At 62.4% G+C, this 12,898-nt stretch carries 15 protein-coding genes; 3 read left to right on the plus strand and 12 right to left on the minus strand.

From position 1 onward, the window contains the following. Positions 1-92: 92 nt before the first annotated feature. Both BSG19_RS19070 and BSG19_RS19075 read right to left on the minus strand, forming a co-directional pair. Positions 93-818 (minus strand): beta-ketoacyl-ACP reductase, encoded by a 726-nt coding sequence (locus tag BSG19_RS19070; protein ID WP_092989600.1) that lies wholly within the window; start codon positions 816-818, stop codon positions 93-95. A 111-nt stretch (positions 819-929) separates the two neighbouring features. Next, entirely contained in the window at positions 930-2,111 is a 1,182-nt protein-coding gene (locus BSG19_RS19075) for an acetyl-CoA C-acetyltransferase (protein ID WP_092989601.1), read from the minus strand. 222 nt (positions 2,112-2,333) lie between these two features. Here BSG19_RS19075 and phaR point away from each other — a divergent pair, with 222 nt between their 5' ends. Then, entirely contained in the window at positions 2,334-2,915 is a 582-nt protein-coding gene (phaR, locus tag BSG19_RS19080) for a polyhydroxyalkanoate synthesis repressor PhaR (protein WP_092989602.1), read from the plus strand. 75 nt (positions 2,916-2,990) lie between these two features. Here phaR and BSG19_RS19085 read toward each other — a convergent pair whose 3' ends face one another. The 5 genes from BSG19_RS19085 to mtgA all read right to left on the minus strand — a co-directional run bounded on the left by BSG19_RS19085 (position 2,991) and on the right by mtgA (position 5,561). Continuing rightward, complete coding sequence (locus BSG19_RS19085; RefSeq protein WP_092989603.1) at positions 2,991-3,398, minus strand: hypothetical protein; 408 nt, start codon at positions 3,396-3,398, stop codon at positions 2,991-2,993. 101 nt (positions 3,399-3,499) lie between these two features. Beyond that, the gene (locus BSG19_RS26140; RefSeq protein ID WP_170866034.1) at positions 3,500-3,661 is read right to left on the minus strand and encodes a hypothetical protein; all 162 of its coding nucleotides are present in this window, start codon (positions 3,659-3,661) and stop codon (positions 3,500-3,502) included. Between the two features lie 27 nt (positions 3,662-3,688). Then, complete coding sequence (rpmF, locus tag BSG19_RS19090) at positions 3,689-3,871, minus strand: 50S ribosomal protein L32 (protein ID WP_062477634.1); 183 nt, start codon at positions 3,869-3,871, stop codon at positions 3,689-3,691. Between the two features lie 172 nt (positions 3,872-4,043). Continuing rightward, positions 4,044-4,691 carry a glutathione S-transferase family protein gene (locus BSG19_RS19095; protein WP_092989604.1) on the minus strand — a complete coding sequence of 216 codons (648 nt, stop codon included), beginning with the start codon at positions 4,689-4,691 and terminating at the stop codon, positions 4,044-4,046. Positions 4,692-4,763: 72 nt separating this feature from the next. Beyond that, positions 4,764-5,561: a monofunctional biosynthetic peptidoglycan transglycosylase gene (gene mtgA / locus BSG19_RS19100; protein ID WP_244529323.1), complete on the minus strand. Its 798-nt coding sequence runs from the start codon at positions 5,559-5,561 to the stop codon at positions 4,764-4,766. Positions 5,562-5,880: 319 nt separating this feature from the next. Between mtgA and BSG19_RS19105 the strand changes: the two genes are divergently transcribed. Then, complete coding sequence (locus BSG19_RS19105) at positions 5,881-6,795, plus strand: polyprenyl synthetase family protein (protein WP_092989606.1); 915 nt, start codon at positions 5,881-5,883, stop codon at positions 6,793-6,795. 91 nt (positions 6,796-6,886) lie between these two features. Here BSG19_RS19105 and hydA read toward each other — a convergent pair whose 3' ends face one another. The 5 genes from hydA to BSG19_RS19130 form a co-directional block, all read right to left on the minus strand. Further along, positions 6,887-8,293: a dihydropyrimidinase gene (hydA, locus tag BSG19_RS19110; RefSeq protein ID WP_092989607.1), complete on the minus strand. Its 1,407-nt coding sequence runs from the start codon at positions 8,291-8,293 to the stop codon at positions 6,887-6,889. A gap of 50 nt (positions 8,294-8,343) precedes the next feature. Next, complete coding sequence (locus BSG19_RS19115) at positions 8,344-9,609, minus strand: cysteine desulfurase-like protein (protein WP_092989608.1); 1,266 nt, start codon at positions 9,607-9,609, stop codon at positions 8,344-8,346. A gap of 28 nt (positions 9,610-9,637) precedes the next feature. Beyond that, entirely contained in the window at positions 9,638-10,399 is a 762-nt protein-coding gene (locus tag BSG19_RS19120; RefSeq protein WP_092989609.1) for an amino acid ABC transporter ATP-binding protein, read from the minus strand. After that, positions 10,399-11,070, minus strand: a complete 672-nt coding sequence (locus BSG19_RS19125) for an amino acid ABC transporter permease (protein ID WP_092989610.1) — start codon at positions 11,068-11,070, stop codon at positions 10,399-10,401. Before BSG19_RS19125 ends, BSG19_RS19120 begins: the two co-directional genes overlap by 1 nt. A 62-nt stretch (positions 11,071-11,132) precedes the next feature. Further along, complete coding sequence (locus BSG19_RS19130; RefSeq protein WP_092989611.1) at positions 11,133-11,927, minus strand: ABC transporter substrate-binding protein; 795 nt, start codon at positions 11,925-11,927, stop codon at positions 11,133-11,135. 248 nt (positions 11,928-12,175) lie between these two features. Here BSG19_RS19130 and BSG19_RS19135 point away from each other — a divergent pair, with 248 nt between their 5' ends. Continuing rightward, positions 12,176-12,874: a FadR/GntR family transcriptional regulator gene (locus tag BSG19_RS19135; protein ID WP_092989612.1), complete on the plus strand. Its 699-nt coding sequence runs from the start codon at positions 12,176-12,178 to the stop codon at positions 12,872-12,874. Positions 12,875-12,898: the final 24 nt, after the last annotated feature.

Genomic DNA, 12,898 nt, shown 5'->3' on the forward strand with positions numbered 1-12,898 from the left:
GGCGGCGCGACACACATGACCACGCGGCGCGGGAAACACAAGGCCAAGCCGGCAAAAAGACCGGTCTTCGCCCTGCGATGGATGCGATTTTTCTAGACGAAGAACTGGCCGCCATTCGCCGACAGCGTGGATCCGGTGATGAAACCGGCATCGTCGGACGCCAGGAACACCACGCAGCGCGCCACTTCCTCGGGCTCGCCGAGCCGGCCGACCGGGATCTGCGGGATGATGCGCTCGTTCAACACCTTTTCAGGAATGGCGCGTACCATTTCCGTGCCGATATAACCGGGGCAGATGGCGTTGACAGTGATACCCTTTGCGGCACCTTCCTGTGCAAGCGCTTTGGTGAAACCGATATCGCCGGCCTTGGAGGCGGAATAGTTGGCCTGGCCCATCTGGCCCTTCTGCCCGTTGATCGAGGAAATATTGACGACACGGCCGAAATTGCGGTCGCGCATGCCGGACCAGACCGGATGCGTCATGTTGAAAAGGCCGTTCAGATTGACGTTGACGACCTCGTTCCACTGCGACGGCGTCATCTTGTGGAACATAGCGTCGCGGGTAATGCCGGCATTATTGACCAGAACCTCGACTGGCCCCAGAGCCTCCTCGATCGTCGCCGCACCGGCCGCACAGCTGGCATAGTCCGAGACATCCCATTTGAAGACAGGAATGCCCGTGACGTCGGAGAAGGCCTGCGCCTTTTCATCGTTTCCGGCGTAATTCGCGGCCACGCGATAACCGGCACCCTTGAGCGCAATCGAAATAGCGGCACCGATGCCACGCGTTCCACCCGTTACCAAGGCAACCCTGCTCATGCTCGTCCTCCCTCAATCGTTCTTTTCTTCAAGGCGTATGATGTCGCCCCGACCGACGCTGGTGAAAATGAAAAGGCCGGCTCGGCGCCGGCCTTCATAGCGGGTCCTTCCTCAAAGACCCTCGACGCAGAGCGCGATGCCCATGCCGCCGCCGATGCAGAGCGTGGCGAGGCCGCGCTTGGCGCCGCGGCGTTTCATCTCGAACAGCAACGTGTTGAGAATACGCGCGCCCGAAGCGCCGATCGGATGGCCGATGGCAATCGCTCCGCCGTTGACGTTGACGATCGACGTATCCCAGCCGAGATCCTTGTTGACGGCGCAGGCCTGCGCGGCAAAGGCCTCGTTGGCTTCCACGAGGTCGAGATCGGCGGCGGACCAGCCGGCCTTTTCCAGCGCCTTGCGCGATGCCGGAATGGGGCCGGTGCCCATGATCTGCGGATCGACGCCCGCCGTTGCCCAGGAGGCGATGCGGGCGAGCGGCGTTATCCCGCGGCGTACGGCTTCCTGCTCGCTCATCAGCAACGTCGCCGCAGCCCCGTCGTTGAGGCCGGACGCATTGGCGGCCGTCACCGTGCCGTCCTTGTCGAAGGCCGGACGCAGCTTCGACATGCTCTCGATCGTCGCGCCGTGGCGGATATACTCGTCGCTATCCACCGTCACATCGCCCTTGCGGGTGGAAACGACGAAGGGAATGATCTCGTCGGTGAAACGACCGGCTTTCTGAGCGGCTTCCGCCTTGTTCTGTGAGCCGAGCGCGAACTGGTCCTGATCGTCCCGAGACAGCTGCCATTTCTTGGCGATGTTCTCGGCCGTCACACCCATGTGATAGCCATGGAACGCGTCCGTCAGACCATCCTTGATCATGGTGTCGATCATCTTGAAGTCGCCCATTTTCACGCCCGAGCGCAGATGCGCACAGTGAGGCGCCATGGACATGGACTCCATGCCGCCGGCGACGATGATGGAGGCATCGCCCGTGGCGATCTGCTGCATGCCGAGCGCGACCGCCCGCAGGCCGGAGCCGCAGAGCTGGTTCATGCCCCAGGCCGTCTTCTCCTGCGGCACGCCCGCTTTCATGGCCGCCTGCCGCGCCGGGTTCTGACCTTCGCCTGCCGAAAGCACCTGTCCGAGGATGACCTCGTCCACCTCGGCAGCCTCAAGGCCCGCCCGTGCCAGCACACCCTTGATGACGGCGGCACCCAGCTCGTGCGCCGGGGTATTGGCAAACGAACCATTGAATGCGCCGACGGCGGTACGGCCCGCGCTTGCGATGACGATGGATGGTGTGCTCATCACGGTCTCCTCCCTGGTGATGCATTCGGACCCGGCTGGCGAGCCCCCTTCATGAGCCAAGACTGAACGAGGTCCGCGCGCAAGTCAAAGCGTAAGTGGATAAACCTGCAGGTTGATACGCGAGCGTGATCACTGCACCGCACAAAGAGATTGTCTTATGGCGCGATTTCCGCATATCCTCATGAAATGCTATAAAAACAGCAATTTGGGGAGGAGACCCTGATGGCGAAGCAGGACGGTCAGATCGTTATCAAGAAATACGCGAACCGGCGGCTCTACAATACGGGAACGAGCACCTACGTCACGCTCGACGATCTCGCGGTCATGGTCAAAAAGGGGGAGGAATTCAATGTTCAGGACGCCAAGAGCGGGGATGACATCACCCACTCCGTCCTGACGCAGATCATCTTCGAGCAGGAAAGCAAAACCGGCAACACGCTCCTGCCGATTTCCTTTCTGCGCCAGCTCATCGCCTTCTACGGTGACCAGATGCAGGCTGTCGTGCCGAGCTACCTCGAACATTCCATGCAGGCCTTCACCGACCAGCAGGTGCAGATGCGCGAGCAGATCGGCAAGGCCTTCGGCGACACGCCTTTGAGCAAGAACCTTCAGGTGCCGCTGCAACTGGTCGAGGAACAGGTGAAGCGCAACACCGAGATGTTCCATCAGGCGATGCAGATGTTCTCGCCCTTCATGGCCGCCGCTCCGCAGGCGCGTGAACCGCGCAAGGCCGAGGCCAAGGACATCGACGAACTGAAGGAGCAGCTGCGCGCGCTCCAGAGCAAGCTCGAAAACCTCACCTGAGGTCTCGCTTCATGCTTGGACGGAAACGGCGGCTCTTGAGCAACCGTTTGCTTCCACGCGCGTGTGTCTGAGCCATCAAAGCCCGATCGACACGTCCCGCCCGGCGGTGCGCATGGAGATCGTGAAGCCGGCGATGACGTCGATGAGGCTGATCGCCATCAGAATGAAGAAGACGTCGGTCGCGGCACCCCCCACCAGCAGGAACTCGACCAGGAAGACGATGAAGAGCACCATCGACAGGATGTGATCGACCAGCGTCTTGGAACTCGTGCGGGTGGCTTTCAGGATTTCCACGAACAGGAGAACAAGGCTTCCCACGATCAGGAGATCGCCGACGCTCATGCTCCATGTCGCTCCGGACAGCATTGCAAGGCTCGTTACGGTCTGCTCGAACACGGCGACGCCGCCCGCCCCGAGCGCCCCGGTCATCGCGAGGTTGTAGAGCGCGAATGGCAGGATCAGGAGGGGAATGGAGGCAAGCATGGCATGTTTCCTGGCTGGCGACATCGGCGGGTTTCGTAACGGGCCTTCACTCCGGGTATGAACCAGCGATGTGAGGCAATCAAGGCTTTGGCAGATCTACGCTACGGATCGGCAAGGCACAGGCAGGCATGCCATTCCGACACCCATATCCACATCCAGCCGACCGACAAAATACCGACGCCCGCAAATGCGAAAAAGGCCGGCGCGGTGGCCAGCCCTTTCCAAACCTTGTCTTCTCGTTCATCCGTCCAGAGCATCGCCAAACGGCGTGCCTACCGGACGGAGAAAGATCAGCTCGCCTTCGGCGTCAGAACCTGACGACCGCGATACATGCCGGTCTTCATGTCGATGTGATGCGGACGACGCAGTTCACCGGAGTTCTTGTCTTCGATGTAGGTCGGGGTCTTCAGCGCGTCTGCAGAACGGCGCATGCCGCGCTTCGACGGGCTCGTTTTTCTCTTAGGAACAGCCATTTCAAACACTCCACGTATCGGGGGAAACCACCAGTCTGCGGACCGTTGAACGGGCCGGGATGAAGGCGTTTCAATCTCGGAATTGGCCGGGCTTATACATGCAAGATGCCATCTTGGCCAGACCCCACAGGTTTTTTTTGCCCAGGCACTGCGAACTTTCGAAAAGGCGCGCTCAGGCTTCGTCTTCCGGCACGATCCAGGTCTCCGCCAGCGCGTCCGTCTGCCACGCGAGGAAGGCGGGATGCGCCTTCACGGCCGTCATATAGGCCAGCGACACCGGATCTCGCGTCAGCGCGTAGATCTCCAGCCGGTTCACGACCGGCGCAAACATCGCATCCGCAGCCGTGAAGCGGCCGAACAGAAACGGGCCGCCCGACTTGGCCAGCGCCTCTGCCCAGATGGCCTCGATCCGTGCGACATCCTCCATCACCCCCTCCGGCAGGGCGATCGCGCCGACCGGCCGGCGGATGTTCATCGGGCAGGCCCCGCGAAGCGCACGGAACCCTGCCAGCATCTCCATCGAGATGCTGCGTGCCATGGCCCGATCCGCCCGATCCCCAGGCCAGAGACCGGCTTCCGGAAAAAGCTCGGCGACATATTCGATGATCGCAAGCGATTCCCATACGCGAACCGCGCCGTGATGCAGCACCGGAACCCGGCCCGTCGGCGAAAGCTCCCGGAAACGCGGATTACCGTTCGGAAAGTCGAAGGGGATGACGACATCGGTAAAGGGAACGCCGCAGCCTTTCAGGGCCAGCCACGGCCGCAGCGACCAGGAGGAATAGTTCTTGTTGCCGACATAAAGGACGAGGTCGCTCATGCTGGGTTCTCCGGTAGCGGTCCCGGCGTTAGAGCAGACCCTTGGGAGGTCATCCAATCAAAAGGCGTGATTTCAGGGATAAAGGCACTTGATGTATCCACCCGACGCGCCTGCCCGCCGCTCGATCATGGAGGCGAGGCGCTTCAGCCCACGCCCCGGCTTCCCGGCATTGCGGTCGATGGGATTGGGCAGGGAGACCGCGAGAAGTGCCGCCTGCCGGCGCGTCAGCTTGGAGGCGGACACCCCGAAATGATGCTGGGCTGCGGCCTCGGCGCCATAGATGCCCGGGCCCCATTCGGCAATATTCAGGTAGATCTCCATCAGTCGCCGCTTGGTCCAGACGAAATCGGCCGCCAGCGCCAGCGGCAGCTCCATGGCCTTGCGCACGAAAGAGCGGCCATTCCAGAGAAACAGGTTCTTCGCCGTCTGCATGGGAATGGTGCTCGCGCCGCGCGTCTGCTCGCCCTCGAGCGCGTCATCCACGACACCGCGCATCTGCACCCAGTCGACGCCGGCATGCATGCAGAACTGCCCGTCTTCCGACATCATGACCGACTGGACGAGATTGGGAGAAATCTTCTCGAACGGTACCCATTGCCGATCATAGCCACGCAGAAGCGCGAGATCGCGCAGCATGAGAGACGACACCGGATGCACGAAACTCGGCGAATAGAGGATGATCAGGGCGTAGGGCAGCAGGAGGAGGACGACCGCGATGGCGAGAAGCTGGCGCCACCGGCGCCTGACCCGCGCGAAAATGCCTCGTTTGGTGTTGGACCGCAGTTCCTCATCTCCACCTGTATCCGGCCCGTGAACGTCCTGACGTTCAGGTTCCAGCCTCGCCGGATCCATGCGGACACTGTCGCGCAAGGATAGGTCTTCGGCGCGAACCTCATGTGTCCGTGGTTGAGCGCCGGCATCACGGACCTCTGCGACATCAGGCTCCCATGGCACATCGGCCGGGAGCTTACGGGTGTCTGACCCCCGCGATTCTGGCTCACGTGGTTCGGGTACGATATCCCAATTCTGATCGTCCCGACTGATCAACCCGCCGTCGCCCCATCCGCGTCTCCCGTCATAGTCTAAGATCGGGCGGATTTGAACGTCCTTTTCACCGCTGTCCCCTTTAGAGACGGCCTTCCCGGTGAAAATTATTGAACGCGCCGCACGCTCATGCCAAAGAGCCGCCATGAACGCAGCTGCCCAGACCTTCGACATCAAGCTCCGGGAGGGTGCCGACCAGGTCAAGGCCTGCCTCGAAGCACTCCTGAGCGACACGGTCGCGCCCGACGAGATCGCCCGCCCGCCCGCACTGCTGGCCGCCATGCGCCATGGCGTGCTGAACGGCGGCAAGCGGCTGCGCCCCTTTCTGGTGATGGAGAGCACCGCACTTTTTGGCGGAGATGGCAAAGCCGCCATTCGCGTCGCTGCCGCTCTTGAATGCGTGCATTGCTATTCCCTCGTCCACGACGATCTGCCGGCCATGGACGATGACGACCTGCGCCGTGGCCAGCCGACGGTCCACATCGCCTATGGGGAGGCGAATGCCATCCTCGCCGGCGACAGCCTGCTCACTCTTGCCTTCGACATTCTGGCCGGACCCGAGACCGCACTGCCGGATGCTGTGAAGACGGCACTCGTGCTGGCCCTCGCCCGCGCCTCGGGCCTTGGCGGCATGGCCGGCGGGCAGGCGCTCGATCTCGCAGCGGAAACAAGAGCCCCCGACGAACAGGGCATCGTCACGCTCCAGGCCATGAAGACCGGCGCCCTGATCCGGTTTGCCTGCGAGGCCGGCGCCATCGTCTCCGGCGCGCCTGCCGAAGACCGTGCGCGCCTGCGCCAGTTCGGCGAACGCATCGGCCGCGCCTTCCAGCTCGCCGACGACCTTCTCGACCTCAAGGCCGACGCCGAGACAATGGGCAAGGCGACCGGCAAGGACGAAGCTCGCGGCAAGGCGACGCTGGTCGCCCGCCGCGGCACCGACTGGGCCGAAGCCGAACTGGCGCGACTGGTCGCAGAGGCAAGCGCCCTCCTTGCACCTTACGGCAAAGCCGGGAAAACGCTGATCGACGCCGCGGCCTTTGTCGCAAACCGCGATCATTAAGCCGATCGGATCGCCGCGCGCGCCAATGAGACGTGAACGGCAGAGCGGCATCTGGCCACCGTGCCCACCCGTCCGCTCGACGCCACCTCCCCTACCGGATCAGCGCCGACTTGCCCCTCGGAAGATAGGTGCCCGCGGGCGCTTCGCTCCCGGCAGGTTGGCCGTCATTGACGATCGTCCGGCCGCGCAGAAGAACGCGGACAGGCCAGCCCCGGATATCGAGACCTTCATAGGGCGTATAGTCGGCCCCGTGGTGGAGGATGTCGTTTGTCAGCGTGGTCCGTTTTTCCGGATCCCAGAGGGCAAGGTCGGCATCCGAGCCAATGGCGACGGTGCCCTTGCGAGGGTAGAGGCCGTAGAGCTTGGCGTGGTTGGTCGACGTGACCGCAACGAACGTGTTGAGGTCGATGCGGCCCTTGATGACGCCTTCCGAAAAGAGGATGGGCAGCCGCGTGGCAACGCCCGGAATGCCGTTCGGTATCCAGCGGAAATGACGCTTGCCCTTCTCGTTCAGCTTGCCCTCGGGATCGTCGAAGCGAAAAGGGCAGTGGTCGGAGGAGAAGAGGTCGAAGACGCCCTGTTCAAGGCCTTCCCAGCATGCGTCCTGGCTCGCTTTGTCACGCGGCGGTGGCGAGCAGACGTATTTTGCGCCCTCAAGCGCATCCTGATCGAGATCGTCCGCCGTCAGCATGAGGTATTGCGGGCAGGTTTCGCCTGCGATCTTCTGGCCGCGCTGGCGGGCGCGACGGATCTCCTCCATCGCCTCGCGGTTGGAAACGTGGACGATGACGATCGGCACATCGACGATTTCCGCAAGAGACAGAGCACGATGCGTCGCCTCGCGCTCGGCCGCGACAGGTCGGGTCGTCGCGTGGAATTTCGGCGCAAACTTGCCCTCCTCCTCGTGACGGCCGATGAGGTAGCGGATGGCATCCTCGTTCTCGCAGTGGACCATGACGAGTGCGCCGGTGCGCCGCGCCGTGTCTAGGGTGGCAAGGATCTCGTCGTCGCGCAGTCGCAAGCCCTCATACGTCATGAAGACCTTCATCGAGGTATAGCCGTCCTCGACCAGTGCCGGCACTTCCTGCCCCAGCACCTCCGGTGTGGGGTCGGTGATAACCATGTGGAACGACACATCCACATGGCATTTGTCCTCAGCCTTCGCATGGTAGATCTTGAGCGCCTCGCGCAGCGACTGCCCTTTCTCCTGCATGCAGAAAGCCATGATGGTCGTATTGCCGCCGATGGCGGCAGAGCGGGTGCCGCTGTCGAAGTCGTCGGCCATGACGATCCCGTCGCCGGAGGGCTGATCGAGATGCACATGGCTGTCGATACCGCCGGGAAGAATGAGCAGGCCCGTCGCATCAATGATCTCGTCAGCATCGGCAAGCTCCGCTGCAAGGGCTGCGATACGGCCGTCACAAATGCCGATATCGCTTTTGAACGTGTCGGAGGCCGTCACCACCGTTCCGTGGCGGATCACCGTATCGAAGCGCATCGTCATCTCCTTCTTCCCTGTGTTGTTTGCGGCAGGCTCAGCGCGGCCTCTCAGCTCGCCTTGGCAAGTCCGGCGTCACCGGCAAGGATGCGGTCGAGCGCGGCGGTGAAGCGATCGACCTCTTCCAGCGTGTTGTAGTGGACCATCGAGACGCGCAGCATGCCGCCATGGTCGGTGAGGCCGAGATATTCGGCAAGGCGGCGGGAGTGGAAGTCGCCGAACCGCATGGCGATCTTCTCCGCGTCCATCGCCTTGCAAAGCTCGGCCGCATCGCGGCCATCGAAGCGGAACGCGATGGTGGGCACGCGGGTGTCGTCACGGTTGGTGGACTGTCCGACGATGCGGCAATCGTTGCGCGCGCGGAGATAGGCGAGAAGCCGCTCGGCGAGCGCATTCTCCTGCGCCGTTATGGCCGAGAACGCTGCCTCGATCTTCTGGCGGGTCGTGCCGCTCTCGCCGGCCTGCTCGCCGAGCGTCACGAGATAATCAACGATGCCGCAGGTGGCATAGGCAAGTTCATAGTTCGGGTTGCCCGGCTCCAGCTTCCCCGGCACTTTGTCCTTGCCGTAGAAGTAGTGGTAGAGGGTGTCGAGCTCCAGCAGCAGGTCGTATTTGCCGTACATCAGCGCGTAGTGCGGACCGTAGGTCTTGTAGAGGCTGAAGACGTAATAGTCGGCGTCGAAGGCCTGCACGTCTACAGCACGGTGCGGCGCATAGGCCACGGCATCCACGCAGATCCGGGCGCCGCGTGCATGCACGAAGTCGGCGATCTCGCGGATCGGATTGACCGAACCGAGGATGTTGGAGACGTGGGTGACGCAGACGAGCTTCGTGCGCTCGCTCATCAGCGGCGCGAGGTCGGCGAGGTCGAGCGTCATCGTTTCCGTGTTCAGCGGCCAGATCTTGAGCGTGACGCCCGCTGCCTGCAGCCTGTCCCACGGACCGATATTGGATTCGTGATCGCTGACGGTGATGATGATCTCGTCTCCCGGCGAAAGCTGGCTCTGCATGGCGCGGGCGAGATTCTGCAGAAGCGCTGTCGTCGAGCTGCCGAAGACGATTTCTTCCGGCCGGCTGGCATTGACGAGATGCATGGCCGCCGTCCGCGCTTCGTAGAGCGCGCGGGCTGCTTCCTGAGAAACGTCATAGGAGCCGCCGATCTGCACGTTCTTGTCGATCAGGAACGTATTGATGCGGTCGAGTGCGCCTTTGAGGATCTGCGATCCCCCGGCATTGTCGAAAAAGGCCCACCCCTTGGAAAGCCCTGGAAACTGGCTGCGCACATAATCGAGATCGAGCGGCGTTGTTGTGGCCATTCGTGTTTTCCTCCGTATCGTTTCTTGTTCAGTGGTTGAGGACGGCGCGCAGGAAGCTGCGCGTGCGCTCTTGCCGCGGGCTGTCGAAGATCTGGGCCGGCGTTCCCGCCTCCACCAGCCGGCCGCTGTCCATGAAGATGACGCGGTCGGCGACCTGACGGGCAAAGCCCATCTCGTGCGTGACGATGATCATGGTCACGCCGGTGCCCGCGAGCTTTCGCATCACATCCAGCACCTCGCCCACCATTTCCGGATCCAGCGAGGATGTCGGCTCGTCGAAGAGCAGCACGCGCGGCTCCATGGCGAGCGCACGGGCAATGGCGACGCGCTGCTGCTGACCGCCAGACAGCTGGCCCGGGAATTTCTCGGCCTGTTCGGCGATGCCGACGCGGGCGAGAAGATCGCGCGCCTTGCGCGTCGCTTCGACTTTCGTCGTGCCCCGCACCCGCATGGGCGCAAGCATCACGTTCTTCAGTACGGTCATGTGCGGAAAGAGGTTGAACGACTGGAACACCATGCCGACCTCCGCACGCACTTTGGCAAGCGACTTGCCCGGCGAAACGCGGATGCCATCGACCGTGATCGTGCTGTCCGGCGAGAAGGGCTCCAGATGATTGATGCAGCGGATCAGCGTCGATTTACCGGAGCCGGATGGGCCGATGACGCAGACGACTTCGCCCTCGGCAATATCGAGATCGATACCGTGAAGAACCGTGAAGGTTCCATAGGCCTTGGTGAGGCCGCGAATGGAGATGATGGCAGGAGCAGGTGTGGAGATGGGCGTGTTCATCAGCGTTTCCCCCGCGCAAAATGCTTTTCGAGGCGCGCGACGACGGCGACCATCGGCCAAAGCAGCAGGACATAGATGATGGCGGCACCGATGAGTGGCGTCGGGTTTGCCGAGAGCGCCTGCGCCTGCGTCGCCTGCTTCAGAAGGTCCGGCATGGCGACGACGGAGGCGAGCGCCGTGTCCTTCATGACGTTGATGCAATTGTTCGTCAGCGGCGGAATGACGATGCGGATGGCCTGCGGCAGGATCACATCGACCATCGTGTGCCTGTTGGACAGGCCAAGCGCCGCCGAGGCCTCGAACTGGCCATGGGGAATGGCCTCGATGCCGGCGCGGAAGATCTCGGCCGTATAGGCAGCCGACACGAGCGAGAGAGCCGCGACCGCGGAAAAGAAGGGCGACAGGCGGATGCCGACGAAGGGAAGCGCGTAATAGATGACGATCAGCAGAACGAGCAGCGGGATCGAGCGGAAGATATCGATGTAGATGCGGATCAGGAGCTTGAAAAACGCCGGTGCATAAAGCCTCGCGATGGCGAGGAACAGGCCGCCCGCAAGGCCGCAGAGAATGCTGGTGACGCCGATCTGCAGCGTGACCAGAAGGCCCCACATGAGCTGCGGCAGGCTGTCGGCCAGCACCTGCATGTTGAAGAAGGTATTGATGAGATTCATGGCCGAACGGCTCCCTGGCGTCCGGCAGGACCTTTCAAGAATCCTGCCGGTGCGGTTGCGGCTTACTTGGCCTTGGGCATGTCCATGACGGCGACGGTCGAGGTCGTATCCTCGGCCTTGGCACCGAACCAGGTCTCGTGAAGCTTGGCGATAAAGCCTTCGCCCTTGAGCTTGGTGATGACGTCGTTGACCTCTGTTGCCAGCGGATCGCCCTTGTTGAACATGATCGAGTATTTCTCGCCGGTCGGGATGCGCTCGACCACCTTCAGTTCCGGCTTGTCCTTGACGTAGTAGAGCAGCGCCGGGATGTCGGAGATGTAACCATCGACGCGGCCGGCGACGAGGTCGAGCATGGCGGGCTGCAGGCCTTCGAAGCGACGGATTTCGCCCAGCTTGTATTCGGTCTTGTGCGCATCCGCCCACATGTCGCCGGTCGAGCCGGTATCGACGCCGACGACCTTTTCGCCCATGTCCTTGAGGCCCGTGATGCCGGACGCAGCTGTGACGGTCAGCGACTGGTCGCTGTCATAATAGGGCTGGGCAAAGGTGACCGAGGCGAGACGCTTTTCGGTGATGGTGATCGAGGAGATCGCCATGTTGATGCGCCCGGACTGGACCGCCGGGAAGAGGCCGTTGAACGGCGTATTGACGAATTCGACCGTCTTCCCAAGACGCTTGGCGATCTCGTTGACGAGATCGACCTCGAACCCGGTAACCTTGCCGCTCGCATCTTCGAATTCCCACGGCACGTTGCCGATATTGGCGCCCACGGTGAGATCGGCGGCAAAGGTAGTCGTACCGAAGACCGCGAGAACGCCGGCGAGAAGCGTCGTCTTGAGAATGTTCGTTCGTGTCATGAGAGTTCCCCTTGTTATTTGAACGTGGCTCAATCTACAGTGGCCTGACTGGTCTGACCAGTCAGGCCAAAGAAGCACGATGCTTTCCGGTTGGCAATGGCTGCGAACAAAATAGAGTGGACGTCGCCCTCCCGGATTCTGCACCGGGATGCGGCAGAGTTGATATGTCGGCGGGTGTAGCTGGCTGTGCGCCCTTAGTGCCAAGGTTAGCGCCGCAACGAGGGCTTGAGGTTCGGATTGGGGTTTGCATGTTGAACAAAACGCTCGTTCCGCAGTCGGTCGCCCGAGAGATTCAGGCGATGATCCGGAACGGTACGCTGAAGGCTGGCGAGAAAATCCCTTCACAGCGCGGGTTCTCGCAGACGCTGGGCGTCAGCCGTGCCTCCCTGCGCGAAGCGCTGCTGACGCTGGAAACACTAGGTCTTTTGAAGACGGAGGCCGGGCGAGGCACCTTCGTGGCTGCGGCCACTGAGGGCGCGAATGGCGCCTCCGGTCATATGGCCCCATGGCGATATTCCGACAGCTACTCGGTGTTCGACGTCTTCCAGACGCGGATCCTCCTGGAAGGCGAGATCGCGCGGCTTTCGGCGGGGCGCCTGACGCAAATGCAACTCGACCGGATGGAGGCTGCGACCCAGACTATGGAGGAATGCTGGGCACGGCAGGATCTCCTGTCGAACGTCGAGGCGGACCTCGCCTTTCACGGGACGATCGTGTCGGCCTGCTCGAATGCCATGCTCAAAGCGCTCTATCAGACGGTGCGCGATCAGGTAACGGAAACGCAGCGCCAGCCGATACCCATCACGGACCCGGAGCGCATGCGCCATTCGATCGCCGAACATCGCCGGATCATTGCGGCGCTCCGGAATAACGATGCCGCAGCGGCACGCAGCGAAATGGAAACGCATATCCGAAACACGGCACGATGCGCCGGGCTTTCCCCGTAACGCATTGCCGCTTCCGCCCATATC

The organism is Rhizobium sp. NFR03 (assembly GCF_900111275.1).
Taxonomy (GTDB): Bacteria; Pseudomonadota; Alphaproteobacteria; order Rhizobiales; family Rhizobiaceae; genus Ferranicluibacter.